This window comes from Kerstersia similis (assembly GCF_965139615.1).
GTDB classification, from domain to species: Bacteria; Pseudomonadota; Gammaproteobacteria; order Burkholderiales; family Burkholderiaceae_B; genus Kerstersia; species Kerstersia similis.
Window position 1 is genome coordinate 26,869 of the sequence record NZ_CBCSIQ010000012.1, and the last position, 25,718, is coordinate 52,586.

Annotated in this window: 28 protein-coding genes and 1 pseudogene; 20 read left to right on the forward strand and 9 right to left on the reverse strand. The window is 62.3% G+C overall.

Annotation, left to right across the window (positions count from 1 at the left end):
- The first annotated feature begins 28 nt into the window (after positions 1 to 28).
- The 3 genes from rsfS (at position 29) to ACNA1V_RS09115 (ending at position 1,761) form a co-directional block, all read left to right on the forward strand.
- A complete protein-coding gene (gene rsfS / locus ACNA1V_RS09105; RefSeq protein ID WP_415833286.1) occupies positions 29 to 439 on the forward strand; it encodes a ribosome silencing factor in 411 nt (136 codons plus the stop codon).
- A gap of 90 nt (positions 440 to 529) precedes the next feature.
- Positions 530 to 1,000 carry a 23S rRNA (pseudouridine(1915)-N(3))-methyltransferase RlmH gene (rlmH, locus tag ACNA1V_RS09110; RefSeq protein ID WP_415833288.1) on the forward strand — a complete coding sequence of 157 codons (471 nt, stop codon included), beginning with the start codon at positions 530 to 532 and terminating at the stop codon, positions 998 to 1,000.
- A 116-nt stretch (positions 1,001 to 1,116) separates the two neighbouring features.
- The gene (locus ACNA1V_RS09115; protein ID WP_415833289.1) at positions 1,117 to 1,761 is read left to right on the forward strand and encodes a Maf family protein; all 645 of its coding nucleotides are present in this window, start codon (positions 1,117 to 1,119) and stop codon (positions 1,759 to 1,761) included.
- Here ACNA1V_RS09115 and ACNA1V_RS09120 read toward each other — a convergent pair.
- Entirely contained in the window at positions 1,758 to 2,516 is a 759-nt protein-coding gene (locus ACNA1V_RS09120; RefSeq protein WP_415833290.1) for a GntR family transcriptional regulator, read from the reverse strand. The genes ACNA1V_RS09115 and ACNA1V_RS09120 overlap by 4 nt on opposite strands.
- A gap of 2 nt (positions 2,517 to 2,518) precedes the next feature.
- Positions 2,519 to 4,264: a sigma 54-interacting transcriptional regulator gene (locus ACNA1V_RS09125; protein ID WP_415833291.1), complete on the reverse strand. Its 1,746-nt coding sequence runs from the start codon at positions 4,262 to 4,264 to the stop codon at positions 2,519 to 2,521.
- A 304-nt stretch (positions 4,265 to 4,568) separates the two neighbouring features.
- On the opposite strand from ACNA1V_RS09125, the gene ACNA1V_RS09130 reads away from it, so the two are divergent.
- From ACNA1V_RS09130 to ACNA1V_RS09200, 15 genes and pseudogenes are all read left to right on the forward strand, one after another.
- Positions 4,569 to 4,802: a phenol hydroxylase subunit gene (locus tag ACNA1V_RS09130; protein ID WP_415833292.1), complete on the forward strand. Its 234-nt coding sequence runs from the start codon at positions 4,569 to 4,571 to the stop codon at positions 4,800 to 4,802.
- Positions 4,803 to 4,843: 41 nt separating this feature from the next.
- Complete coding sequence (locus ACNA1V_RS09135) at positions 4,844 to 5,842, forward strand: ferritin family protein (RefSeq protein ID WP_415833293.1); 999 nt, start codon at positions 4,844 to 4,846, stop codon at positions 5,840 to 5,842.
- Positions 5,843 to 5,857: 15 nt separating this feature from the next.
- Positions 5,858 to 6,139 (forward strand): MmoB/DmpM family protein, encoded by a 282-nt coding sequence (locus tag ACNA1V_RS09140; protein WP_415833294.1) that lies wholly within the window; start codon positions 5,858 to 5,860, stop codon positions 6,137 to 6,139.
- A 38-nt stretch (positions 6,140 to 6,177) separates the two neighbouring features.
- Positions 6,178 to 7,722, forward strand: coding sequence for an aromatic/alkene/methane monooxygenase hydroxylase/oxygenase subunit alpha (locus ACNA1V_RS09145; protein WP_415833295.1), 1,545 nt, complete (start codon positions 6,178 to 6,180; stop codon positions 7,720 to 7,722).
- 14 nt (positions 7,723 to 7,736) lie between these two features.
- Positions 7,737 to 8,093: a phenol hydroxylase subunit P4 gene (locus tag ACNA1V_RS09150; protein WP_415833296.1), complete on the forward strand. Its 357-nt coding sequence runs from the start codon at positions 7,737 to 7,739 to the stop codon at positions 8,091 to 8,093.
- Between the two features lie 31 nt (positions 8,094 to 8,124).
- Positions 8,125 to 9,189: an NADH:ubiquinone reductase (Na(+)-transporting) subunit F gene (locus tag ACNA1V_RS09155; RefSeq protein ID WP_415833297.1), complete on the forward strand. Its 1,065-nt coding sequence runs from the start codon at positions 8,125 to 8,127 to the stop codon at positions 9,187 to 9,189.
- Positions 9,190 to 9,262: 73 nt separating this feature from the next.
- Positions 9,263 to 9,604 (forward strand): annotated as a pseudogene (locus tag ACNA1V_RS09160) (2Fe-2S iron-sulfur cluster-binding protein); the annotation flags it as partial.
- A 274-nt stretch (positions 9,605 to 9,878) separates the two neighbouring features.
- Positions 9,879 to 10,829 (forward strand): catechol 2,3-dioxygenase, encoded by a 951-nt coding sequence (locus ACNA1V_RS09165; RefSeq protein ID WP_415833298.1) that lies wholly within the window; start codon positions 9,879 to 9,881, stop codon positions 10,827 to 10,829.
- A gap of 128 nt (positions 10,830 to 10,957) precedes the next feature.
- Positions 10,958 to 11,788 carry an acid phosphatase gene (locus ACNA1V_RS09170; protein ID WP_415833299.1) on the forward strand — a complete coding sequence of 277 codons (831 nt, stop codon included), beginning with the start codon at positions 10,958 to 10,960 and terminating at the stop codon, positions 11,786 to 11,788.
- Between the two features lie 92 nt (positions 11,789 to 11,880).
- Positions 11,881 to 12,288, forward strand: coding sequence for a GlcG/HbpS family heme-binding protein (locus ACNA1V_RS09175; protein ID WP_415833360.1), 408 nt, complete (start codon positions 11,881 to 11,883; stop codon positions 12,286 to 12,288).
- Positions 12,289 to 12,337: 49 nt separating this feature from the next.
- Complete coding sequence (locus tag ACNA1V_RS09180) at positions 12,338 to 13,798, forward strand: 2-hydroxymuconic semialdehyde dehydrogenase (protein WP_415833300.1); 1,461 nt, start codon at positions 12,338 to 12,340, stop codon at positions 13,796 to 13,798.
- Positions 13,779 to 14,705, forward strand: coding sequence for an alpha/beta fold hydrolase (locus ACNA1V_RS09185; protein WP_415833302.1), 927 nt, complete (start codon positions 13,779 to 13,781; stop codon positions 14,703 to 14,705). Before ACNA1V_RS09180 ends, ACNA1V_RS09185 begins: the two co-directional genes overlap by 20 nt.
- Before the next feature lie 389 nt (positions 14,706 to 15,094).
- Complete coding sequence (gene dmpE, locus ACNA1V_RS09190) at positions 15,095 to 15,877, forward strand: 2-oxopent-4-enoate hydratase (RefSeq protein WP_415833303.1); 783 nt, start codon at positions 15,095 to 15,097, stop codon at positions 15,875 to 15,877.
- A 98-nt stretch (positions 15,878 to 15,975) separates the two neighbouring features.
- Entirely contained in the window at positions 15,976 to 16,764 is a 789-nt protein-coding gene (gene dmpH / locus ACNA1V_RS09195; protein WP_415833304.1) for a 2-oxo-3-hexenedioate decarboxylase, read from the forward strand.
- Between the two features lie 82 nt (positions 16,765 to 16,846).
- Positions 16,847 to 17,038, forward strand: coding sequence for a 2-hydroxymuconate tautomerase (locus tag ACNA1V_RS09200; protein ID WP_415833305.1), 192 nt, complete (start codon positions 16,847 to 16,849; stop codon positions 17,036 to 17,038).
- 196 nt (positions 17,039 to 17,234) lie between these two features.
- Here the strand turns inward: ACNA1V_RS09200 and ACNA1V_RS09205 are convergent, their stop codons facing one another.
- The 6 genes from ACNA1V_RS09205 to ACNA1V_RS09230 all read right to left on the reverse strand — a co-directional run bounded on the left by ACNA1V_RS09205 (position 17,235) and on the right by ACNA1V_RS09230 (position 23,564).
- A complete protein-coding gene (locus tag ACNA1V_RS09205; RefSeq protein ID WP_415833306.1) occupies positions 17,235 to 17,933 on the reverse strand; it encodes an ABC transporter ATP-binding protein in 699 nt (232 codons plus the stop codon).
- Positions 17,927 to 18,712 carry an ABC transporter ATP-binding protein gene (locus tag ACNA1V_RS09210; RefSeq protein WP_415833307.1) on the reverse strand — a complete coding sequence of 262 codons (786 nt, stop codon included), beginning with the start codon at positions 18,710 to 18,712 and terminating at the stop codon, positions 17,927 to 17,929. The genes ACNA1V_RS09205 and ACNA1V_RS09210 overlap by 7 nt, the downstream gene beginning before the upstream one ends.
- On the reverse strand, positions 18,702 to 19,688 hold the full coding sequence (locus tag ACNA1V_RS09215) for a branched-chain amino acid ABC transporter permease (RefSeq protein WP_415833308.1): 987 nt from the start codon (positions 19,686 to 19,688) through the stop codon (positions 18,702 to 18,704). Before ACNA1V_RS09215 ends, ACNA1V_RS09210 begins: the two co-directional genes overlap by 11 nt.
- A gap of 3 nt (positions 19,689 to 19,691) precedes the next feature.
- Positions 19,692 to 20,606, reverse strand: coding sequence for a branched-chain amino acid ABC transporter permease (locus tag ACNA1V_RS09220; protein ID WP_415833309.1), 915 nt, complete (start codon positions 20,604 to 20,606; stop codon positions 19,692 to 19,694).
- On the reverse strand, positions 20,603 to 21,772 hold the full coding sequence (locus ACNA1V_RS09225; protein ID WP_415833310.1) for an ABC transporter substrate-binding protein: 1,170 nt from the start codon (positions 21,770 to 21,772) through the stop codon (positions 20,603 to 20,605). Before ACNA1V_RS09225 ends, ACNA1V_RS09220 begins: the two co-directional genes overlap by 4 nt.
- A gap of 145 nt (positions 21,773 to 21,917) precedes the next feature.
- Positions 21,918 to 23,564, reverse strand: a complete 1,647-nt coding sequence (locus ACNA1V_RS09230; RefSeq protein WP_415833311.1) for an AMP-binding protein — start codon at positions 23,562 to 23,564, stop codon at positions 21,918 to 21,920.
- Between the two features lie 365 nt (positions 23,565 to 23,929).
- Here ACNA1V_RS09230 and ACNA1V_RS09235 point away from each other — a divergent pair.
- Positions 23,930 to 24,139, forward strand: a 210-nt coding sequence (locus tag ACNA1V_RS09235) for a hypothetical protein (RefSeq protein ID WP_415833313.1), incomplete at its 5' end; no start/stop codon positions are given.
- 106 nt (positions 24,140 to 24,245) lie between these two features.
- Here the strand turns inward: ACNA1V_RS09235 and ACNA1V_RS09240 are convergent.
- Positions 24,246 to 24,683 carry an Lrp/AsnC family transcriptional regulator gene (locus ACNA1V_RS09240; protein WP_415833362.1) on the reverse strand — a complete coding sequence of 146 codons (438 nt, stop codon included), beginning with the start codon at positions 24,681 to 24,683 and terminating at the stop codon, positions 24,246 to 24,248.
- A 282-nt stretch (positions 24,684 to 24,965) separates the two neighbouring features.
- On the opposite strand from ACNA1V_RS09240, the gene ACNA1V_RS09245 reads away from it, so the two are divergent.
- Positions 24,966 to 25,589, forward strand: coding sequence for a LysE family translocator (locus tag ACNA1V_RS09245; RefSeq protein WP_415833314.1), 624 nt, complete (start codon positions 24,966 to 24,968; stop codon positions 25,587 to 25,589).
- The last annotated feature ends 129 nt before the right edge of the window (positions 25,590 to 25,718 follow it).

The window sequence follows — 25,718 nt, forward strand, 5'->3', positions numbered from 1 at the left end:
CTGCATCTGATCGCGCTATATTTCCCGCATGGATATACAAAAACTGCAACGCGCCGTGCTTGACGCGCTGGAAGACGTCAAGGCACAGGACATCAAGGTATTCAATACCACCCATCTGACCGGCCTGTTCGACCGCGTCATCATTACCTCTGCCTCGTCCAACCGCCAGACCCGCGCGCTGGCCAAGAGCGTTGGCGATTGCGCCCGTGAACTGGGCATCCCGGTGCTGGCCGAAGAAGGCATGGAAACCGGGGAATGGGTGCTGGTCGATCTGGGCGATATCGTCGTTCACATCATGCAACCCGCCATTCGCCAGTACTACAACCTGGAAGAAATCTGGGGCGACAAACCCGTGCAGGTCAAACTCCTGCCGGAATCCACCCGCCCGGTGCCCATCGCCCCCGGCTACCCGCATGCCAACCTGGATCAGGACGCCTGATCCTTTCTTGCCACCCGCGCCGTTCCGGCCTGAGCCGCGAGCGGCGCTCCTCTTCCCGTGCAGCGCCTGCGCCGCTGCCACGCCATCGCCGTGAAACTACATATCCTGGCCGTGGGCCAGCGCATGCCGGACTGGATCGAAGCCGGCTGGAACGAATACGCCAAACGCATGCCGGCCGATTTTCCGCTGGTGCTGCGGGAAATCAAGCCGGAACCCCGCAGTGGCGGTAAAACGCCCGCGCAAATGATGGATGCCGAAGCCCGCCGCATCGAGACCGCCCTGCCGCCCCAATGCACGCTGGTCATTCTGGATGAACATGGGCGCGACTACACCACCATGAAGCTCTCCCAGGCCATGCAGGAATGGCGCCAGGAAGGACGGGACGTCGCGTTCATCATCGGCGGCCCGGACGGTCTGGATGCCAGTCTCAAGCAGCGCGGTCATCTGGCACTGCGGCTCTCGTCCCTGACATTGCCCCACCCCTTCGTGCGGGTCATGCTGGCTGAACAGCTCTACCGCGCCTGGACCATCCTGCAAAACCATCCCTACCATCGCAGCTGAGACAGGCCCCACCGCCACAGCATCACAGAACCATAGGCCCATCATCGCCGTGTCGCCACTGCTAACGGCGCCAACACGACTTGATTGTGCCGCCACGCCATCAGGCCCACCGCCCCATGCCCCTCTCTGCCAGCCCTACGCCCCATCCTGCCGCTGCCTTGCCACTCTATCTGGCCTCGGCCAGCCCCAGACGCAGCGAACTGCTGACGCAGATTGGCCTGGACCACACTGTGCTGCGCGTGCCGTCGCCGCCAGGAGAGGATGAACCGCGCCTGCCTGATGAAAGCGTACGCGCTTACGCCCAACGCACCACGCTGGACAAAACCCAGCGTGCAGTCGCCTGGGTCGAACAGCAAGGCCTGCCCCGCGGTTTGATACTCTGCGCGGATACATCCGTCGCGCTGGGCGAGGAACTGCTTGGCAAACCCGTGGATGCCGCTGATGCCGCCCGCATCCTGCGCAGCCTCTCCGGGCAGCGCCATGAAGTCCGCACCTGGGTCGCGCTGTACGATCCGCTCAACGCCAGGACGCTGGAACGGGAGTCTGTCTCCCTGGTCTGGATGAAACCCTTGAGCGCAACGGAAATCCAGGCCTATTGCGCCAGCGGGGAAGCCCAGGGCAAGGCAGGTGCTTATGGCATTCAAGGACTGGCATCCATCTTCATCGAACGCCTGGATGGCAGCTACAGCGGCGTCATGGGGCTGCCCCTGCACGAAACCGCAGAACTCCTGCGCGCCGCAGGACGGCCCGTGCTGGGCTAGACCGGTACGCCACGTTCCGCCACGATGCCGGGCAAAACGATACTGCCCTCCCGCAAGGCCCGCATCAGCGAGTACGGCGTCGCGCAGATATGTGCTTCCAGCGCCAGCGCGGCACGCGCATCTTCGCCAGCCATGGCCAGTTCAAAGATGCTTTTGTGCTCCAGGTGGACATCACGCGTCATGCCGGACAACTGCATGGCAAAACAGCGATAACGCTCGCCATGACGCGTCAGCAGACGCAGCACACGCCGTGTCCAGGGGGATTCGTGACCGGCCAGCAAGGCCTCATGAAAACGTGCATTGAGAATTTCCCACTGGCGCCGGCGTGCCAGGGTCAAGGGCTGTTCAAACTCTGACATGGCGGCAAAACTCGCCTCCAGCCCCTGACGCCAGGCGCCATCCCCGTGCCGGATCGCCAGGCGCAAGGCATGCGTCTCGATATGCACACGTAGCTGGGTCAGATCTTCCAGGTCTTCCAGCGCAATGGGCGAGACACGAAAACCACGCTGTCCTTCCGCCGTCACCAAGGCATCACTGACCAGACGGGTCAGCGATTCGCGCAAGGTACCCGCACTGACGCCATACTGCCCCCGCAGATGGTCGATGCGCAATTTGCTGCCCGGCTGCAAATGCCCTTCGATAATGTCGGCCCGCAATCTGGCATAGGTCTGCTCGGTCAGCGTCCGCAGTTCATCGTCACCTTCGCCGCACTCCAGCGTCGCGGTCAGCTGTGCCAGAAACGATCGCTTAGACATGCCTATTCCTCTCCTTTGCAACGGATGCGGGATAAACGGTAGCTCAGCTGGGGCCGTGTCATTTTCAGCGCCCGTGCCGCCGCCGCCATGTTTCCGCCCGCCTGGGCCAAAGCCTCCTGTAGCAACAGGCCTTCCAGATCTTCCAGGCCCAGGCCTTGTTTCTGCAACAGGTAATACACGCCGCTGGCGCTCTGCAGGCTCCCCGGCTGCGACAAGGTTGCCGCATCGCCTTCACTGGTTTCATCATCAGCAGAGGCCAGCTGGCCTGAAGCCGCCAGGTGATCCGTCAGGGGCATTTCCAGCGAAGGAAACAGGGTTGCCGCGTCAATGGGTTGTTCCGGTGGCGTCAGGATCACCCCGCGCTCTATCAGGTTGGCCAGCTCGCGGACATTGCCCGGCCAATCGTGGTTGCACAGCGCCGCCATGGCCGGTCCGCTGAAACCGGCCACGCGCTTGCCATGCTGCGTACAGTATTGTTCCAGCATATGCCGGGCCAGCAGCGGAATGTCATCCAGGCGCTCACACAAGGATGGAATCTGGATCGGGTAGATATTCAACCGGTACAGCAGATCACGCCGGAAGGTTCCGGCTTCCACTGCTCGTTCCAGATCGACGTTCGTGGCAGCGACCACGCGCACGTTGACCTTGCGCACCTCCGTACCGCCCAGCTTCTCGATTTCCCCCTGCTGCAACACCCGCAGCAACTTGGCCTGGGCGGCCAGGGGCAGCTCCCCCAGTTCATCCAGGAACAAGGTACCGCCATCCGCACGCTCGAACCGGCCCAGGCGGGTCTGCACCGCACCGGTATAGGCGCCCTTTTCCACACCGAACAATTCGCTTTCGATCAGGTCTGCCGGCAAGGCTGCGCAATTGATGGCAACAAAAGGCTGCTCGGCGCGGTCGCTCATCGCATGCAGCGCCCGGGCGAACTGCTCCTTGCCGACACCGGTCGGGCCGGTCAACAGCACCGTCACCTGTGTCGGCGCCGCCCGTTGCAACAGCATGAAGGCGCGTTCAAAGGCCGGCGACTGCCCCACCAATTGCGTGCGCTGGCGGCTCTGGTCGAGTTGACCGCGCAAGGCTTCGACTTCCTGGCGCAAGGCGGTCACGGTTTGTTCGACCGACACCGGCTCCTGCTTCAGGGCATCGCGCTGCGCCTCCGGCCACTCGTGCAGGAAGCGGCCTTCGATCTGGCAGTGCGCGTGCCCACAGGCCGTACACCGTACTTCCTTGAACAACACCGGCTGCTGGAAAAAGGCCGTGGAATACCCGGAGGCATAGCCGAGTTGCATCCAACAGGCCGGATCCTCCTGCGGCCCGTATTCCTGCATCTGCGCTTCCGCTTCCCAGCTATAGGACCAATTGAAAATGGCATGGAAATGCCGTTTGGCCGGATCGGCATGCGGCTGGTAATCGAATACCAGGGGTTCGACCTGCACCGCGCCTTCCAGCATATGCAGTTGCGGCCCGATGGCAAAGGTTTCGAACACGCCCTGATCCGGCCGCACCTGGCGGGCCAGCAGCCCATCCTGCTCGCCTGCGGAGTAGCCAGCACGTGTCAGCAGAGTACGTGCCTGCTCCAAACCAAAACTCTGAATGATCTCCTTGCGCATGGCGCGCAGCGTATTCGCATGCATCAAGAGCATGCGCTGGCCGGCCAGCCAGATCCGGCCATCCATACGGGAAAAGCGCAGCAGCCGGCGCAGATCCCGGTCAGACGGGAAAACAGGGGTATTGGTATCTGGCATGTCTCTTTTTTATCGATATTTATGCGCCTGATTATCGTTTTTTGGGGTGCGCGTGCATCCTGCTGTTTTCCCTGATACGGAATTCATGCATTCCTCGATGATGAATTCATCATCTCATCATGATGCGCTGCAATGCGGGGTAAATCGCCGCCGATCAAATGAATACGATTCTCTTTTCACCCCGTAGAAACCGGGTTCCCGGATTCATTTTTTAAGGGCTTACCCTGGTTTTATCGATATTTCCTGGAGCTGGCACGCTTATTGCAAGAAAGCAGGAACAGACAGCCAAAAAGGAAAAATTCCCATGAGTGCCCTGACGACAGACGACACCTCCATCCCGTTGCCCGCCGTTGACCTGAGCAAGCGCTATGTCAGGGTCACTGGCCAGCGTGATAACGGCTTTATCGAATTTGAGTTTTCCGTGGGCTGGAAGGAATTGGTCGTGGAACTGATTCTGATGCCCCCGGATTTCGAAGCCTTCTGCAAGGCCAACAACGTAGAAATGCTTCCGCCGCACGAAGCCGGGCACGAAGACTGAAGCAAGCATGCAGCCATACCGACAACAACAGGAGACTAGGCATGAACATTGATTTACAGGCACGGGAAATCCAGCCCCTGCGTCAAACCTTCGATCGCGTCCAAGCTTATACCGGCGACAAGCCTGCTTCGCGCTATCTGGAAGCCATCCTGAGCACCCAGCCCACGGAAAACTTTCACTACCGCGCCACCTGGGAACCCCAGTACGAGCTGTTCGACCAGCGTCGTACGGCCATCCGCATGGCCGACTGGAACTCGCTGCGCGACCCGCGCCAGTTCTATTACGCAACCTGGACCATGGCCCGCGCACGCCAGCAGGAAGCCATGGACTCCAACTACCAGTTCGTCGAATCGCGCGACCTGCTGGACATGATGCCCGATGCGCTGCGCGCCAATATCGCCGCCACGCTGATGCCGCTGCGCCATGTGGCCTGGGGCGGCAATATGAACAATTGCAGCATCTGTAGCCGCAGCTATGGCACGGCGTTTTCCGCGCCGGTTCTGATGCACGCAATGGATCACCTGGGTGCCGCACAGTATCTAACGCGCCTGGGCCTGCTGATGGGCACGGACACCTCGCTGCTGGATGCCGGCAAGGCCGACTGGCTGGAAGCGCCGGCCTGGCAACCGCTGCGCCGCTTCATCGAGGATTCCTTCATTGTCATGGATCCGGTCGAACTGTTCGTTCTGCAGAACGTGGTGCTCGACGGCCTGCTCTATCCGCTGATCTATGGCCAGTACATCGACGGCCATGTGGCGCAGCAAGGCGGTACGCCCCTGGCGATGCTGACGGTTTTCATGCCGGAATGGCACAAGGAATCGGCACGCTGGACCGACGCCGTTCTGAAAGTCATGGCCGCCGAATCCGCCGAGAACAAGGCGCAGCTGCAGGAATGGCTGGCTCGTCACGGCGCGCGTGCCCAGGAAGTCCTGGTTCCCGTCGCCAAGCTGGCCATGCAGGATGACGGCGCAGCCGCGCTGCACGCCGCCAGCGAAGAACTCAATGCCCGCATGGCCAAGATCGGCCTTTCCCTGAACTGACCCGAGACCGACGCCATGACCAGCACGACTTCCAATGTTTTCATCGCCTTCCAGGCCAATGAGGAATCCCGCCCGGTGGTTGATGCCATCCTGCAGGACAATCCGAACGCCAGCGCGGTTTATTCCCCGGGCCTGGTGAAAATCGACGCCCCGGGGCGCCTGAGCATCCAGCGCGCCACGATCGAAGAGCATACGGGCCAGCCGTACGACCTGCAGCAACTGCACGTCAACCTTGTCACCCTGTCGGGCAACATCGACGAGGACGACGATCAATTGACCCTGAGCTGGGGCGCCTGAGCCTCCCTGCCAAAAACAGACAGAAACGGAGACAAAAAATGGATACCAGAGTTACCCGCAAGAAACTCGGCCTGAAAGAGCGCTACGCCACCATGACCCGCGGCCTGGGCTGGGAAACCAGCTATCAGCCCATGGACAAGGTGTTTCCCTACGACAAGTTCGAGGGCATCAAGATCCACGATTGGGACAAGTGGGAAGACCCCTTCCGCCTGACCATGGACGCCTACTGGAAATACCAGGGCGAAAAGGAAAAGAAGCTCTACGCCGTGATCGAGGCCTTTGCCCAGAACAATGGCCAGCTGAGCGTTTCCGACGCCCGCTACATCAATGCGCTCAAGCTGTTCATCCAGGGTGTCACGCCGCTGGAGTACTACGCCTACCGCGGCTTCGCGCACCTGGGCCGCCACTTCACCGGCGAAGGCGCCCGCGTGGCCACGCAAATGCAGGCCATCGACGAGCTGCGCCACTTCCAGACCGAAACGCACGCGCTGTCGCACTACAACAAGTACTTCAACGGCATGCACAACTCGAACCAGTGGTTCGACCGCGTCTGGTACCTGTCCGTGCCCAAGTCTTTCTTCGAAGATGCGCTGACCTCCGGCCCCTTCGAGTTCCTGACCGCCATCAGCTTCTCGTTCGAGTATGTGCTGACCAACCTGCTGTTCGTGCCCTTCATGTCCGGCGCGGCACACAACGGCGACCTGTCCACCGTGACCTTCGGCTTCTCGGCGCAATCGGATGAATCGCGCCACATGACGCTGGGCATCGAGTGCATCAAGTTCATGCTGGAGCAGGACCCGGCCAACGTGCCCATCGTGCAGGGCTGGATCGACAAATGGTTCTGGCGCGGCTACCGCGTGCTGACGCTGGTCGCCATGATGCAGGACTACATGCTGCCCAAGCGCGTGATGAGCTGGAAGGAAGCCTGGGAAATGTACGGCGAGGCCAATGGCGGGGCGCTGTTCCGCGACCTGGCCCGCTATGGCATCCGCGAGCCGCTGGGCTGGAAGCAAGCCATGGAGGAGAAGGATCACCTGAGCCACCAGGCCTGGAACATCTTCTACAACTACTGCGGCGCTGCAGCCATGCACACCTGGGTGCCCGAGGACGAGGAACTGGACTGGCTGTCGCAGAAGTACCCCGATACCTTCGACAAGCTCTACCGTCCGCGCCTGCTGCATTACCGCAAGCTGCAACAGGAAGGCAAGCGCTTCTACAACAACGCGCTGCCCATGCTGTGCAATACCTGCCAGATTCCCATGGCCTTCACCGAACCGGGCGACCCGACGGCAATCTGCTACCGCGAAAGCAGCTACCTGGGCCAGAAGTTCCACTTCTGCAGCGATGGCTGCAAGCAGGTGTTCGACCACGAGCCGCAGAAGTTCATCCAGTCCTGGCTGCCGGTGCACCAGATCTATCAGGGCAACTGCTTCAAGCCCGATGTCGATCCAACCGCCGAAGGCTTCGATCCGCTGGCCGCCGTGCTCGACTGGTACGGCATTCAGCAGGGCGTGGACAACATGGAATTCGACGGCTCGCCCGACCAGAAAAACTTCGCCAGCTGGACTGGCCGCAGCGTTTGACGAGGAGACCCACCATGGCATTGCGCACTCTTGCTCCCTATGATTTTCCCCCGCGCGACTCAGTGGATCGCTTCCCCGCGCCGTTGCTTTATATCGGCTGGGATGGCCATATGTCCTTCTGCTCGCCGGTCTGCCTGCCCGTTCCGCCGGATACGCCGTTCACCGCCTTGCGCGACGGCATCCTGCCGACCATCTACAGCCAGCACCCAGACTTTGCCCAGATCGACTGGAGTCAGGTGGAATGGATAAAGGACGGCCAGCCCTGGCAGCCCCAGGCCGAGCGCAGCCTGGCGGAAAACGGCATCGGCCACAAGGATGTCATCCGCTTTCGCACACCTGGGCTGACGGGGATCGCCGGCAGCCACAGCTAAGCGACGCGCAGACAGTACAGGAGAAGCAAACATGAGCTATCAGCTGACGATAGAACCCCTGGGCGCCACCATCGACGTGGAGGAAGGCCAGACCTTGCTGGATGCCGCTTTGCGCCAGGGCATCTACATCCCGCATGCGTGCGGACACGGTCTGTGCGGAACCTGCAAGGTCGAAGTCGCCGAAGGGGACATAGATCATGGCAACGCCAACCCGTTCGCACTGATGGATTTTGAACGCGACGAAGGCAAAACCCTGGCCTGCTGCGCGACCCTGGAATCCGACGCGGTGATCGAAGCGGATATCGACGAGGACCCCGACGCGCGCATCATCCCGGTGCGCGACTTCGCCGGTACCGTCACCCGTATCGAAATCCTCACGCCAACCATCAAGGCCATTCACCTGAAACTCGATACGCCCATCGAGTTTCAGGCTGGCCAGTATGTCCAGGTTCACATTCCCGGCATCGAGGGCACACGTGCCTTTTCGATCGCCAACCCGCCCGATGCCAACGGCCAGGCCACGGAAATCGAACTCAACGTGCGCCGTATTCCCGGTGGCGCCGGCACCACCTGGCTGCACGAAAGCCTGGAGGAAGGCCAGCAGCTCGATGTCAGCGGCCCCTACGGACGCTTCTTCGTGCGCCGCTCGGCCGCCATGCCGATGCTGTTCATGGCAGGCGGATCCGGCCTGTCCAGCCCGCGCTCCATGATTCTGGAGTTGCTGGAAAGCGGCTGCGACCATCGCATCACGCTGGTGTATGGACAGCGCAACCGCGCTGAGCTGTACTACGACCAGGAGTTCCGCGAGCTGGCGCAGCGCTACCCCAACTTCGAATATGTCGCCGCGCTCTCGGACGAACCGGCGGATTCGGATTGGGATGGACCGCGTGGTTTCGTGCACGATGTCGCGCAACAACATGTGGCGGGAGACTTTTCAGGCCGTAAAGCCTATCTGTGCGGCCCCCCACCGATGATCGAAGCCTGTATCGGCACTTTGATGCAAGGCCGCCTATTCGAACGCGACATTTATACCGAGAAATTCCTCTCGGCTGCCGATGCCAATAACGTCCGCAGCGCCTTGTTCAAGCGTATTTAGGTCGCTATCGAATCTTGGATCCACATGGAAACGCGGAACATACCGCGCCATGCCGCAACAGAAGGAGACATCTATGCTGCCGCTGACACCCTGCCAGAAAGTGCCGGTTCGCGTCGTGCAATCGGACGAGACCTACCAATGTTCGCTGGAAGAAAGCCTGCTCAAGGGCATGCTGAAACTCGGCCGCAAGGGCATTCCGGTGGGCTGCGTAAGCGGCGGCTGCGGTGTCTGCAAAGTCAAGATCATCGAAGGCAGCGTGCGGGCGCTGGGGCCGGTCAGCCGTGCCCACGTCAGCCAGGAGGAGGAAGCGCAAGGCTACACCCTGGCCTGCCGCGTGGCGCCGGTGGAGGCCGTGGTGCTGGAAGTCAGCCCGCTGCTGCGCAAACCGTTCTGCCGTCCGCCTTGCCCGCCCGCAGCGGACAGCGCCGCAGGCGGCTCGCCAGGCAACGGCGGCGCGGTGCCCACTTCGGCCACTTCGCCCGCTTCGACCACTTCGGCCACTTCGAGCACTTCGAGCATTGCGCACGGGAATGGCCCGGCGCCTACCCTCGTTGCTTCCGTTTTTGAACCGCAGGACCGCGCCGCACTGGCGCTGTCCTGACACGGCCCTGAGCGGCCACATCAGGCAGTGAACCGGGGCATGCCCCCCGGCCCTAATCAGAAAGACCAGAAAGACAAGGAGACAGACTATGAGCAGCCCCGTATTACGCATCGGCCACGCCAGCCTGAAAGTCATGGATATGCAGGCGGCCATTCACCACTACCAGGACGTACTGGGCCTGCAGGTGGTGCACCAGGATGACGCCGGCCACGTGTACCTGAAATGCTGGGACGAGTGGGACAAGTTCTCGCTGATTCTCACCCAGGCCGACCAGGGCGGCCTGAACCATCTGGCCTATAAGGTCCGCAACGACGCCGTGCTCGACGAGCTGCAGGCCAGCATCGAGGCCTGGGGCCTGCGCACGACCATGATTCCGGCAGGCGCCCTGCCCTTCACCGGCCGCCAGCTGCAGTTCCACCTGCCCAGCGGCCACGACCTGCGCCTGTACGCCGACAAGGAATTCGCCGGCACCGGCGTGGGCTCGCTGAACCCAGACCCCTGGCCCGATGGCCTGAAGGGCTGCGGCGTGCACTGGCTGGATCACTGTCTGCTGATGTGCGAACTGAACCCGGAAGCGGGCATCAACACGGTGGAGGCCAACACGCGCTTCATGCATGAAGTGCTGGGTTTCTTCACGACCGAACAGGTACTGGCCGGCCCCGACCACAGCATCCAGGCCGCCACCTGGATGGCCTGCACCACCACGCCGCACGACATCGCCTTCGTCGGCGGCCCGACCAGCGGCCTGCACCACATCGCCTACTTCCTGGACTCCTGGCACGATGTGCTGAAGTCGGCCGACATCATGGCCAAGAACAAGGTGCGCATCGACGTCGCGCCCACGCGCCACGGCATCACGCGCGGCGAAACGATCTATTTCTTCGACCCCAGCGGCAACCGCAACGAGACCTTCGCCGGCCTGGGCTACCTGGCCCAGCCGGATCGTCCGGTGACCACCTGGACCGAAGACATGCTCGGCAGCGGCATTTTCTACCATACCGGCGACCTCGTGCCTTCGTTCACCGACGTCTATACCTGATCTTCTGCCATCCCCCCAGCAGGAGCTGTCAGGATGCCTGCGGCCTCGCAGGCATCCTGACGCCACCACCGGGCAGCCCACAGATGCACCACCAAGCCGCCACTGCAACCCATCTGCCGAGCACAACAATGAACCTTCGCCGCCCTGCCCCCATTGCGCTCGTTCTGAGCAGCCTGCTGTCCCTCGCAGCCTGTAGCACCACGAGCAAAGCCCCTCCTACCGACCCTGCCAGTATCGGTGAGGCCTCGCTGCACCACGGCCTGATGCGCGGCTACCTGCCCATAGAGAACCTGCCCGACAGCCTGGCGCTGCTGCCAGCGCCGCCGCAGCCAGGCACCCCGACCTTTGATACCGACGAACTGGCCTTTACCAGCACCCGCGTCCTGCTCGACCAGCCGCGTGGCGACCTGGCTCGCAGCGATGCGCGCCTGAAGTTCCCGCAGGCGACGGAAGCCTTCCACTGCGCAGCCGGCATTCCCCTCAACAGCGATGCGACGCCACACCTGGAAACCCTGTTGCGCCGCGTCATGACCGATTCGGCCCTCTCGACCTTCAAGGCCAAGGATCACTACAACCGCACCCGTCCCTTTGTTTACAACAAGCAGGCCAGCTGTACGCCGGAAGAAGAAGCGTCACTGGCCAAGAACGGCTCCTACCCCTCCGGCCATGCCGCCCTGGGCTGGGCCTGGGGCCTGGTGCTGGCCGAGCTGATGCCCAACCGTGCCGACGCGCTCTTCCAGCGCGCCTACGACTACGGCCAGAGCCGGGTCGTGTGCGGCGTGCACTGGCAAAGCGATGTGGACGCCGGCCGCCTGATGGGCGCTGCCTCCGTGGCCACCCTGCATACAGACCCGACCTTCCTGGCGCAGATGGCGCTTGCCAAGCAAGAAATTGCGGCGCTGGAAAGCCAGGGCACGGCCACGCCGGCGAATTGCAGCACGGCAAGGTCAGGCCAGTAAGCCTTCGCATCGTTCCGCCCTTTTCCTGCAACCACCCCGAGAGACGCTCAATGACGACCCCGCTTGCCGCAGACATCATCGTGACACAGCCCATGCTGCGCCCCACGGCGATACTGGCCATGATCGACGCCGCGCAAGGCCAGGCTGAAGCCCTGGGCCTGGCGGTCAATATCGCAGTCGTGGATCACGCCGGCATCCTGGTCGGATTCATCCGCCAGCCCGGCGCCCCGCTGCACTCCATAGACATCGCCATCGACAAGGCCTACACCGCTGCCAGCTTCGGATTGGCAACCGGTAAGTGGCCCGACGCCCTGCAGGCGCACTCCCCCGCCGTGCAGGACGGGCTGCTGCGCAGGCCGCGCTTCGTGGCCTTCGGCGGCGGGCTGCCCATCGAGATCGACGGTCAGCGCCTGGGCGGCATTGGCGTCTCCGGCGGCAGCGAAGCCCAGGACGAACTCATAGCCGGGGCCGGGCTCGCCGCGCTGGCCTCGAACGACTAACCCCCTTTTGCGGCGCAGCCGCAGCAAAAAAGCAAAAGGAATATCAGCCATGACCCAGAAACAGATTCTCAATTTCATCGACGGCCAATATGTGGCGACCCAGAAACAGTTCGCCAAGCACTCGCCCATGGATCACAGCGTCATTGCGCAGGTGCATGAAGCCGGCAAGGCCGAAGTCGATCGCGCTGTGGCCGCTGCCCGCGCCGCGCTGGACGGCCCCTGGGCACGGATGACGGTGGCCGAGCGCGTCGAGCGCCTGTATGCCGTGGCCGATGGCATCAACCGCCGCTTCGACGAGTTCCTGGCGGCTGAGTGCGCCGATACCGGCAAGCCGCGCAGCATCGCCAGCCACATCGACATCCCTCGTGGCGCGGCCAACTTCAAGATCTTCGCCGACGTCATCAAGAATGTGCCGACCGAGTTCTTTGAAATGCAGACGCCGGACGGCCGTGGCGCGATCAACTACGGCTACCGTGGCCCGGTGGGTGTGGTCGGGGTGATCTGCCCGTGGAACCTGCCGCTGCTGCTGATGACCTGGAAAGTCGGCCCGGCGCTGGCCTGCGGCAACACCGTCGTGGTCAAGCCCTCGGAGGAAACCCCGCAGACGGCGGCGCTGCTGGGCGAAGTGATGAACGAAGCCGGTATCCCGCCGGGCGTCTATAACGTCGTGCATGGCTTTGGCCCGGATTCAGCCGGCGAATTCCTGACGACCCACCCGCATGTGGATGCCATCACCTTCACGGGCGAAACCCGCACGGGCGAAGTCATCATGAAGGCAGCCGCCAAGGGCGCCCGTCCGGTCAGCATGGAAATGGGCGGCAAGAACGCCGCCATCGTCTTTGCCGATTGCGATTTCGATGCCGCGATCGAAGGAACGCTGCGTTCGGCTTTCGTCAACAGCGGCCAGGTCTGCCTGGGCACCGAGCGCGTCTATGTGGAGCGCCCCATCTTCGATAAATTCGTCGCGGAACTTGCGCGCCAGATCGAGGGCTGGAAGATCGGCCTGCCGGACGACCCGGATGCCAAGCTGGGCCCCTTGGTGAGCCGTGAGCACCAGCAAAAGGTGCTGTCCTACTATCAGCTGGCGGCAGAGGAAGGGGCGACGGTCGTGACCGGTGGCGGCAAGCCGGCCATGGCGGGCGCACTGGCCGACGGCGCCTGGGTGCAACCGACGATATGGACGGGCCTGCCGGAAACGGCCCGGGTCATTCGGGAAGAAATCTTCGGCCCGTGCTGCCACATCGCCCCCTTCGACACCGAGGAAGAAGCGCTCAAGAAGGCCAATGACAGCGAGTATGGCCTGGCCGCAGCGATCTGGACACGCGATGTGGCACGCGCGCATCGCGTGGCGCAGCGTATGAAAGTGGGCATTTCCTGGGTTAACAGCTGGTTCCTGCGCGACCTGCGCACGCCGTTTGGCGGCGCCAAGCACTCCGGCATCGGCCGCGAAGGCGGCGTGCATTCGCTGGAGTTCTACACGGAGTTGAAAAATGTCTGCATCAAGCTCTGATACCAATCCGGAGATCGGCCGCAGCGTCATGGCCAGCGGCCTGCGCACCAATGTTCATGACATGGGCTCGGGTGCGCCGGTACTGCTGATCCACGGCTCCGGCCCCGGCGTGTCGGCCTGGGCCAACTGGCGCACGGTCATGCCGACGCTGGCCCAAGGTGCCCGCGTCATCGCGCCCGACATGGCGGGCTTCGGCTATAGCGAAGGGCTGGATCTGTCGCTGCCGGGCGTGCGCCATGACCTGTTTTCCTGGGTCTGGGTACGACAGGCGCTGGGCGTGCTGGATGCCCTGGGCATCGAACGGGCCGATATCGTCGGCAACTCGTTTGGCGGCGCCCTGGCGCTGGCGCTGGCCATCCGCCACCCGGAGCGGGTGCGCCGGCTGGTGCTGATGGGCAGCGTAGGCGTGCCCTTCGCCCTGACGCCCGGCCTGGATTCCGTCTGGGGTTACACGCCCTCACCGCAAAGCATGCGCCAGGTACTGGATATCTTCGCTCACGACCGCAATCTGGTCAGCGATGAACTGGCCCAGCTGCGCTACCAGGCCAGCATCCGCCCTGGCGTGCAGGAAGCCTTCGGCGCCATGTTCCCCGCCCCGCGCCAGCGTTGGGTCGATGCGCTGGCCAGCCACGAAGAGGACATTCGCACCCTGCCGCATGAAACCCTGGTGATTCATGGCCGCGAAGATCAGGTCATTCCGCTGCAGAACTCGCTCACGCTGTCGCAATGGATTCCACGGTCTCAACTGCATGTGTTCGGGCACTGCGGCCATTGGACCCAGATCGAGCATGCGGCGCGCTTTTCCCGCCTGGTAGGAGACTTCCTCGCCGAAGCGGACCAGGCAGAACCCAAGGCATTGGCAGACCGGCAAACCGGCACGCGCCAGGATACAAAAGAAGCCGCTTGAGCGGCCTGCGTAACAGGGCCGCTCAAGCGGCCCTGGATTCCCCCGGGCTGGCTGTGCCGGCCCGGTTTTTACCCGCTCTGGCGGCAGTGCCATGAAGAATCGCTTTGCGTCAACCGTTTCATTTTTTCTCGCCCTTATCACGACCCGCAGGCATCCGCATCCCGCCCGGCAAACGCCCGGACAACAGCCCGGACAACAGCCCGGACAACAGCCCAGGCAAGCGCGCCCACCCGCGTCGTCAAGGGGGGCTCCTTTCCCTGCGCCCAGAATTTCTGCGTGCGCTACCGCCCTGCGTCGCGCCAGCCTCAGGAAGCCGCCATGTCCACTTAGCATGTCGGTTTCCGTACCGTCCTCAACCTCGAACCCTAAAGCACCACAGGAACATAGCCATGGACAAGCCTTTGATCCAGCAACTCGGCGCCGAACTCTATCAGGCCTTGCGGCAACGCCAGGTCATCGCGCCGCTGACCGAACGCCACCCGGACATGAGCATCGAAGATGCCTATGCCGTCCAGCAGGCAATGCAGCAACTGCGCCTGGCTGACGGCGAACGCGTGGTCGGCAAAAAAATCGGCGTGACCAGCCAGGCCGTCATGAACATGTTGGGCGTCTATCAGCCGGACTTCGGCTGGCTCACCGACGGCATGGTCTATAACGAAGGCGAACCGATCGCCGCTGACAGCCTGATTCAGCCCAAGGCCGAAGGCGAGATTGCCTTTGTCCTGAAAAAGACCTTGAAGGGGCCGGGCGTTACCGCTGCCGATGTCATGGCAGCCACCGAGGGCGTGATGGCCTGCTTTGAAATCGTGGATTCGCGTATCCGCGACTGGAAAATCAAGATTCAGGATACCGTGGCCGATAACGCCTCCTGCGGCGTGTTCGTCCTGGGCGACCGGCTGGTCGATGTGCGCGATGTGGACCTTTATACCTGCGGCATGGTGCTGGAAAAAAATGGTGAAGTCGTCGCCACTGGCGCCGGCGCTGCCGCCCTGGGGCACCCGGCCAATGCCGTGGCATGGCTGGCCAATACGCTGGGCCGCCTGGGCATCGCACTGGAAGCCGGTGAAGTCATTTTGTCCGGCTCCTTGGCAGCCATGGTGCCAGTCAAGGCCGGCGACAACCTGCGCGTGACCATCGGCGGCATCGGCGGCTGCTCGGTGCGCTTCGTTTGAGCCCCTTGGTTCAAACGTCTCAGTTCAAGTTCTCCATGCACTCCCGATCCCTCCGCCGGACGGATGGATCCCCCAATCTATACACAAGGAATGACGACATGGCATTGACTCCTGCAACCATCAAGCAACTGGCTGAACATCTGGAAAACTGCCAGCTGGAAGTGCGCGATACCCCGAAAATCACCAACGACCATCCGGACATGGATTGGGATGACGCCTACGCCATCCAGGACGAAATCCTGCGCCGCAAGCTGGCTCGTGGCGCGCGTGTGGTGGGCCTGAAAGCCGGCCTGACTTCGCATGCGAAGATGAAGCAGATGGGCGTGGAAACGCCGGTTTTCGGTTTCCTGGTCGATGAGTACAGCGTGCCCGAAGGCGCGGAAATCAAGACCAGCGAGTTGATTCACCCCAAGGTGGAGCCGGAAATCGCGTTCGTGCTCAAGCACGCGCTCAAGGGTCCGGGCTGCCATATCGGTGCGGTGCTGGCGGCCACGGAGTTCGTCCTGCCCGGCATTGAAGTCATCGACAGCCGCTACCGCGACTTCAAGTTCGACCTCAAGAGCGTGGTGGCAGACAACACCTCGGCGGCCCGTTTTGTGGTGGGCGGCCAGGCGCTGCGCCCTGACCAGACGGATTTGCGCACGGTCGGCGTGGTGCTGGAAAAGAACGGTGAACCGGTTGCACTGGGGGCAGGCGCCGCCGTGCTGGGACATCCGGCAGCCGCCATTGCCATGCTGGCCAACCACCTGGGCAAGAAGGGCCTGGAAATTCCGGCTGGCAGCGTCATTCTGTCTGGCGGCGTGACCGAAGCCGTGGCCGTGGCGGCTGGCGACCACGTTTGCCTGCGGGTGCACGGAATGGGCAGCGTCTCGCTGCGTTTTGCCTGAACGCTGTCCGTCTGATCGGATGCTGTCCGCCGCTCCGGCGGCAGCATCGCTGCCTGATACGAAACCCTGCCGGGACAACACCATGCCATTTGCTCAAATCCATATCCTCGAAGGACGTACGGCCGAGCAGAAGAAAGCCGTCATCGAAAAAGTCACCCAGGCACTGGTAGAAGCGCTGGACGCACCGGTCGCCAACGTCCGTGTCTGGATTCAGGAAGTGCCCAAGGAAAACTGGGGCATTGCCGGGGTCACGGCCAAGGATCTGGGCCGCTGACCCTCACCCCGCCTGCCTGCCAGCGGGTTGCTGCGGCATTCGGAAGCAGCTGCGTCGGGGCGCCGGCCCACGCTGCCTGACCCGCAAGGGCCTGACATCCGCGGCGCTGGTCATGACAAGACTTGCAAAACAGACACGCCTGGCGGGATCTCCCGCCAGGCGTGTCTGCCCCCATGCCGGCGCTGACGCCCGGGCGCTAAACCCCCAGGTAACGGCTGGCCAGGCCTGTCTCCCCGGCCAGGGCCGCAGGACTGCCTGACCACACCACCTTGCCTTTCTCCACGATGTAATGGCGATCCACCAGCGTCGCCATTTCCGGCAGGTTCTTGTCTATCACCAGAATCGTTTGCCCTTCCGTCTTGAGCTGACGCAGGCAAGTCCAGATTTCCTGGCGGATCAATGGCGCCAGGCCTTCGGTGGCTTCATCCAGAATCAGCAAGTGCGGATTGGTCATCAGCGCACGCCCTACCACCAGCATCTGCTGTTCGCCACCGGACAAGGTGCGCGCGGACTGTTTGCGGCGCTCCTGCAAACGCGGGAACAAGGCATAGACCCGCTTCAGATCCCAGCTGTCGCGCCCAGGCTCGCGCCGCGCCGTCGCCAGCAGGTTTTCCTCTACCGACAAGGAACCAAACACGCGCCGGCCTTCCGGCACCAGCCCTACGCCCAGGCGTGCCACCACGCTGGGCGCCAGGCGCGCCAGCGGTTTGCCCCGGAAACTGACCTGCCCGCCACGGGAAGGCAACATACCCATGACGGTTTTCACTGTGGTGGTCTTGCCCATGCCATTGCGTCCGATCAGGGCAATCACCTCGCCCTGGTCGGCCTCGAACGACATGCCGAACAACACCTGGCTGCCGCCATAGCCGCCGGCAAGTTCCTGTACTTTCAGCATGCTTCCTCTCCCAGGTAGGCCGCACGGACATCTGGATGCTGCCGTACGGAGGCCGGGTCTCCGGTGTGAATAATGCGGCCATACACCAAGACACTGACCCGATCCGCCAGCGCGAACACGGCATCCATATCGTGTTCGACCAGCAAAATGCCGTAATCCTGCTTGATTTCCGCCAACAGGCGGGTCATGCGTGCGGACTCATCCCCGCCCATGCCTGCCATCGGCTCATCCAGCAGCAACAGCCGCGGTTCACGCGCCAGCGCAACCGCCAGCTCCAGCTGGCGCTTTTCGCCGTGCGCCATATCTGCCGTGCGCGCCAGCGCCCGGTCAGCCAGCCCGACCTTGTCCAGCCAATGCATTGCGCGTTCATGCAGGTCCCGGTCATTGCGCGGGTTGCGCCACATCCCGAAGCCGCGCGATTGCAGCAGCATGACGGAAAGAATCACGTTTTCCAGCGCCGTGAATTCCTGGCACAGCTCGGTAATCTGGAATGAACGCCCCAGGCCCATCCTGGCGCGCTGATAGGGGGGCAAGCGGGTAATGTCTTGCCCTTCCAGTTCGATGACACCCGAATCCGGCAGGATTTCCCCGCAGATTTGCGTGATCAAGGTCGATTTACCTGCACCATTGGGCCCGATGATGGCATGGATCTCACCCTTGAACACCGTCAGATCCACGCCGTTGGTCGCCTTGACCGCATGGAAGGCTTTGTGCAGGCCGGCAATGCGCAGCAAGGGAACAGCGCCATCCGCTCTTTGCGTGAGAGGTTCATTGGCCATTGCGCTTCTCCAGCAGTCGTCCGAACAAGCCGCGCTGCGCCAGCAGCACCACCAATACCAGCAACGGCCCCATGTACAGCAGCCAGTGCTCCGTCACGGCAGACAGCGCCTGCTCCAGCCCCAGGAAGACGGCCGCGCCGCCAATCGGTCCAAGCAGCGTACCCACGCCCCCGAGGATGACGATGGCCATGAATTCCCCGGACTTGGTCCAGGCTGCCATGTCCGGCGTTACCAGGCCGGAATAGTTGGCCCACAGGACACCGGCCAGCCCCGTCCCCACGGCGGACAGCACAAAGGCCGTCAAGCGGTGCGGCACCGGCGCCACGCCCAGGTTCACGGCACGCCGTTCGCTCTGGCGCAAGGCTTGCAACACCATGCCAAAGCGCGAGTTGACCACACGGATGCACAGCAACGTCCAGATGGCCAGCAAGGCCAGGCAAACGTAATAAAGCTGCCTGTCGCTGGCAAGATCCACGCCAGGCAAATGGTTGCGCTCATTGAGCAACAAGCCATCGTCGCCGCCATAGACCTGCAGCGAGACCAGGATGAAATACAGCATCTGGCCGAATGCCAGGGTGATCATGATGAACTGTACGCCACGGGTACGCAGCGCAAGGCAGCCGGTTACCAGCCCCAGCAAGGCACTGCAGGCCAGGGCCAGCGGCCAGACCACCAGCGCCTCGTTGCTGCCTGCCCAGCCAAACAGGGGGCCGGCTTCAAACGTGTGGAAGGAGATGATGCCCACCACATAGCCGCCCATGGCAAAGAACATGGCATGGCCGAAGCTGACCATGGCGCCATAGCCGATGACCAGGTCCAGGCTGACCGCCACCAGGCCATAGATCAGAAAGCGCGTGGCCAGATTGACCCAGTACGGAGAGCCGAAGATGTCGGCCAGTACCGGCAGCAGGGCCAACACCAGCAGGCCGCCCCAGCCGAACAGGGCGCGCCTGGAATTGAAGGAGTTTTGAATCATGTTTCAGCTCCGCGCCGGGAACAGACCTGACGGCTTGATGATGAGGACGATGGCCATCAGTACATAGATGCTGGCCGAAGCGAAACCGGCCGCCAGCGGGTCGGCAATCGTCGGCGGGAACATTTCCCCCAGCAGGGTCGGCAGATAGGCCCGCCCCAGGCTGTCAACCATGCCCACCAGCAAGGCACCGGCCAGCGCACCGCGCACCGAACCGACACCCCCGATCACGATCACGACGAAGGTGGTGATCAGGATGCGTTCGCCCATGCCGATTTCCACGGCCAGCAGCGGCGCCGCCATGACGCCCGCCAGGCCGCACAGCAATGCGCCCAGGCCGAATACCAGCGTATAGAGGCGGCGGATGTCCACGCCCAGCGCTTCCACCATGCCGTGATCGTCGGCGCCGCCGCGTATCAGCATGCCGATGCGCGTGCGGTTGACCAGCAGCCACAAGCCCAACGCCACCAGCGCGCCGACCAGGATGAACGCCAGGCGGATGACCGGGTACTGGAACCCCGTCCCCAGCGTCACAGCCCCCTGAAGAATTTCAGGAATATTCACCAAGGGCGGGCGGCGCCCGAAAATCAGGCTGACCGCCTCGTTGGTGAATAAGAGCAACCCAAACGTTGCCAGCACCTGATACAGGTGGTCACGCTGATACAGCCGGCGTATCACCAGCACTTCAACCACCAGCCCGTAAATGCCTGCGCCCAGCAGGGCCGCCAGGATGCCGGCCAGGAAGGAGCCGGTATTGGCAATGGCGTAGGCCGCGCAGTACGCCCCGACCATATAGAACGAGCCGTGTGTCAGGTTAACGACCCCCATGATGCCGAAGATCAGGGTCAGTCCGGCTGCCAGCAGGAAAAGCATGGCGCCGAACTGCAAGCCGTTGAGCAACTGTTCGAGAAAAAAAGTCATGATGGCATCTTGCAGAGTTTGGCGTAGCTGTCCTCATGGTCCGTCATCAGCTTGCGCACGGTACGCGGTGCGAGCTCGCCCGAGTCCTGGCGGACGATTTGCATGAGGTAGTAGTCTTCGATGGGATGCTGGTTGACGTTCATGCGGAAGTTGCCGCGCAGCGAGTCGAAGTCCGCCTTGCGCATGGCTTCGCGGAATTCGTCCTTGCGCGACATGTCGCCATCGACGGCCTTGAGCGCGGTGCCCATCAGCTGCGCCGTGTCATAGGCCTGCATGGCGTAGTCGGTGGGCACACGGCCATATTTTTTCTGGAAGGCTTCCACAAAGGCACGCGACTGCGGTGTGTCGGTATCCGGTGCCCAGATACCGGTGGTGTACACCCCTTCGGCCGCATCGCCGGTTGCCTTGAGCATATGGGCATCCATCGAGAAGCTCGGGATGATCATCGGGATTTCTTTGGTCAGGCCGGCTGCGGCGTATTGCTTGGCAAAGTTGATGCCTGTGCCGCCCGGATGGAACTGGTACACCGCATCAGGCGCGATGGAGCGGATGCGGGCGAGTTCGACAGAGAAGTCGGATTGATCAAGTTTGGTGTAGATTTCCGCGACGATTTCGCCCTGGAAGTTTTCCTTGAAGCCCGCGATGGCGTCGCGGCCGGCCTGGTAGTTGGGTGCCAGCACGGCCACTTTTTTGTAGCCCAGTTCATTGGCTGCCACGCCGCCGGCCGAGTAGAACGCGTCGTTCTGGTAGGACACCACGAAGTAGTTCGGGTCACAGCGCTGACCGGCAAAGTTCGACGGGCCTGGGTTGAGGCTGATGTAGAAGTCGTCTGCCTTGGTCACGCTGGGGACTACCGCTGCCAGCACATTCGAGAAAATGACGCCGGTGAAAATGGGCACGCCGGATTGCACCATGCGGTCGGCCGCCTGTTTGGCGTTGGCGGGTTTGAGGGCGTCGTCTTCAACGACCAGCTCCACGGGTACGCCACCCAGTTTGCCGCCGCCTTGTTCGATGGCCAGGTTGAAGGCGTCGCGCAGGTCTTCGCCGATGTAGCCTGCCGGCGTGGAGAGGGTGGTGATGAAACCGATACGTACCGGATCCTGGGCCTGTGCGACTGCGCAGGCCCCTGCCAGCATGGCGCCGACAGCAATGGTTTTCCTGATCATGTGTGTGTCTCCAGTAGGGTGATGGAACCGGCCGATGGGTGTGCTGGCCGGCTGGCACTGCTCGATACTACGCTGTCCCGCGTTCCGCCCAGGTACGCCCAGCGCGCCTCTCGGGTAAACACCGAGAGTGGGCGCCATGCGCGGTTCAGTGCGCTTCCTGGCGCAAGGCAAAGCGGCGTAATTTGCCTGTTTCGGTGCGGGGCAGGCTTTCGACAAATTCGATCAGGCGCGGATATTTGTAGGGCGCCACGCTTTCTTTGACGAAGCGCTGCAGGGTTTCGACCATGGCGTCGTTACCGGCATGGCCGGTTTTGAGGACGATGTAGGCTTTGACGACCTGGCCGCGCAGGTCGTCCGGCCAGCCGATGACGCCGCATTCCGCTACGGCAGGGTGACGCAGCAGTGCGTCTTCGACTTCGGGTCCGGCGATGTTGTAGCCCGCCGAGACGATCATGTCGTCGTTGCGCGCCTGGTAGAAGAAGTAGCCGTCTTTGTCGCGGACAAAGACGTCGCCAGGCAGGTTCCAGCCTTGTTGGACGAATACCTTCTGGCGGTCATCGGCCAGGTAGCGGCAGCCCGTGGGGCCGCGCAGCGCCAGGCGGCCCGGCGTGCCGTCGGGCACCGGTTGCATTTGTGCATCGACGATGCAGGCTTCGTAGCCAGGGACGACCTGGCCGATCGCACCACGCCGCACGGTTTCGGGACGGCTGGAGATGAAGACGTGGATCATTTCCGTGCCGCCGATGCCGTCTATCATTTCTATGCCGCTGGCTTCTTTCCAGAGCTGGCGTGTGGCATCGGGCAGCGCTTCGCCCGCCGAGACGCAGCGGCGCAGGCTGGAGAGGTCGTAGTTGCCTGCCAGGGCGGCCATTTGGCGGTAGAAGGTGGGCGCCGTGAATACGATGGAGACGCGGAAGTCCTGGACGGTTTGCAGCAGGCTGGCGGGCGAGAGTTTTTCGGCCAGGACGACGCTGGCGCCGACACGCAGCGGGAAGCACAGGAGGCCGCCCAGGCCGAAGGTGAAGGCAAGCGGTGGCGTGCCGCAGAAGATGTCGTCCGGGCCGGGTTGGAGGATGTGGTGTGCGAAGAGGTCGCACATGGCCAGTACGTCACGGTGAAAGTGCATGCAGCCTTTAGGCATGCCTGTGGTGCCGCTGGTGAAGGCGATCAGGCAGACGTCGTCGGCCGCCGTGTCGCAGGCGGTGAAGGTGTCGTCCGGTTGCGCCGCTGCCCGGGCTTCCAGGGATTCGGTGCCAGGCTGGTTGAAGAAGCAGATTTGCTGGAGGCTTTCGCAGTAGTGTTCATGCCCAGGCGTGCGGCAGTATTCGGCTTCTTCAGCGAGCCGCGCGTCGCAGAGCATGGCGCTGATTTGCGCTTTTTCTATGACTTGTTTGAGTTCTTTGGCACGCAGGAGCGGCATGGTGGGGACGGTGACGAGGCCTGCTTTGACTGCGGCCAGCCAGGCCGCGGCCATGAGGGGGTGGTTGGCGCCGCGCAGGAGGATGCGGTTGCCCGGTACCAGTTTCATGTCGTCGATGAGGACGCGGGCCATGCGGTTGGTGAGGGCCTGCAGTTCGCGGTAGTTCATGGCGGCGTGGGTGCCGTCGTGGTTTTGCCAGCGCAGTGCGATGTTTTCGCCACGGCCTTCGCTGATGTGTCGATCTACCAGTTCTACGGCGCAGTTCAGGCGCGCGGCGTAGCGGGTGTCCGGGGAGTCAAGCATGACCGGCCAGGTGTCTTGGGGCGGGAGATTGTCGCGTGCGAAGGTGTCAACGTGTGCGGAGACTTCCATGCTTACCTCGGGTTGTGAACCCGCCAGGAGGGTGCCCGGCCGGAAATTTATTTTATAAATACATATTTTACTTTTAAAGCAATGTAGCTAAATTCAGGCACTGGAACTATCTAGGAATTACCCTCGGGTGAGCCGCCCCAGGCCGCGTCAGGACTGGTGTTGCTCAGTTTTTCCAGGAGGCGGGGTTTGCTTGCTTGTTCATGTATTGCTTTGCGGGAGAGGTCGCGCTGCAAGTGCTGCGATGTGGGCATAGCGGGGGCGCGGGTGGACGAGCGCAGTGGGGGTACGGCTAAGGACGCGCTGGATTTTTTGCTGTATTGGCGCAGCGGGAGTCNCTGCTAAGGACGCGCTGGATNTTNTGCNNNATTGGCGCAGCGGGAGTCACTGCTAAGGACGCGTTGGGGCAAGCCCGGGATGCAGGGCAGATCGCGTGGTTCTGGCTGCGCCAGAACTTCCCGAGTCAGGCGGCGCCAGCGGGGCGGACACACAACTCGCGAGGCGGACAGTCCACCGGACTGTCCGCAAGCGTCTCGCTCAAACATGTGCGTCCTTGCCTCCCCGCTGACACCACCTGACTCGGCACGCTCCACTGCCCTGCATCCCGGGCTTGCCCCAACGCTGGCATGTCAGAACACGTATCAAATCAGAATACGTATCAGGGAAAAGTACGCCTGATTTTCTTCAGGGGCTGGGTCCCCGTTCCAGGTAGGTGGATAAGGCAACGATGCAGTGAGTGCCGTCTATGCCTTCGAAGCCCTGGATGCGCGCCAGAATTTCTTCCAGGGCCTGGGTGTCGCGGGTGCGTACTTTGAGGAGTACGTCACTCTGGCCTGTGATGGTGTGGACTTCTTCGATGTCCGGAAAGCCCGTGAAGTCGTTCTGCTCCAGCGTGGTGGCCCAGTTGCGGGTTTTGACCTGGATGAACGCGAGTAAGGGACGGCCAATCGAGGGGCCATCGAGTACGGCAACCGTTCCCTTTATGACGCCGTCTTGTTTAAGTCGTTTGACCCGTTCATGTACCGCCGGCGCAGAGAGATGCAAGGCTTCACCCAGGGCAGCGTAGCTGCGTGTCGCGTCTGCCGCAATCAGGCTTAACAATCTTCGGTCAACATCATCCAAGGCCGCACCCGCCCCAACGCCTTTCCTAACGCGATTCGTTTTTTCTTCCACCTATGATCTCCCCCCTTCAAACACCAGAACAATATAAGTTAAATTACAAAAAACACTGAATATTTTAAATCAATAGCCATGTTTCCCACGTTCTCCGTCCTGCAGCGTTTCTATGGCCATTCCGGTCAAGCAGGGCCGCCACGAGCGTGATGCCGGTTCGTCACGGCTGCATCCCCCCGGCAAGTCTTTTTCTTGCTTTCCTGGTTTCGTTTTTTTGATTCGTATCGCATCATGGAACTGGCTACGTTCTATTCTTTCCTGGTTTATTCATTGGTCACTGCGATCACGCCGGGGCCGAATAACATTATGCTGACCGCTTCCGGTCTGAATTTCGGTTTCCGCCGCAGTATTCCCCATATTCTGGGCGTCGCCATGGGCTTCGGCATTATGGTGGCGGTCGTTGGCCTGGGGATTGGCAATTTGCTGACGGCCTCCCCCGCGCTGTTCGAGACCATTCGCGTGCTGGGTATTTTGTATTTGCTTTACCTGTCCTGGCGTATTGCAACGGCTGGCGCAGCGCCTTCTTCCAAGAGCGCCCGCGGGCGGCCGCTGGGTTTTGTCGGTGCCGCCCTGTTTCAGTGGGTGAACCCGAAGTCCTGGATCATTACGCTGAGCGCGGTCACTTCCTATACCAGTAATACCAATGGCAGTCTGACGCTGTTCCTGACCTTGGGCCTGATTTATACGGTGGTCAGCCTGCCGGCCATCAGCGCCTGGGCCTATATGGGTTCACGCCTGCAGGATCTGGCCGCCGATGCCAACCGGATGCGCTGGTTCAATTGGGGCATGGCCTTGTTGCTGGCAAGTTCAGTGCTGCCATCCATGCAGGCTTCCGTGCAGTATTTCACGCGCTGAATAATTTTCCGTACCTGTTCTGCCCCTGCCGGCACGCTGCCGACAGGGGCATTCATTTGTCCGGGGCGCCCGCTATACTTGATCTGATTCTGAAGGAAAGTCACCGGGGCAGGCAGGCCGACAGCTGAA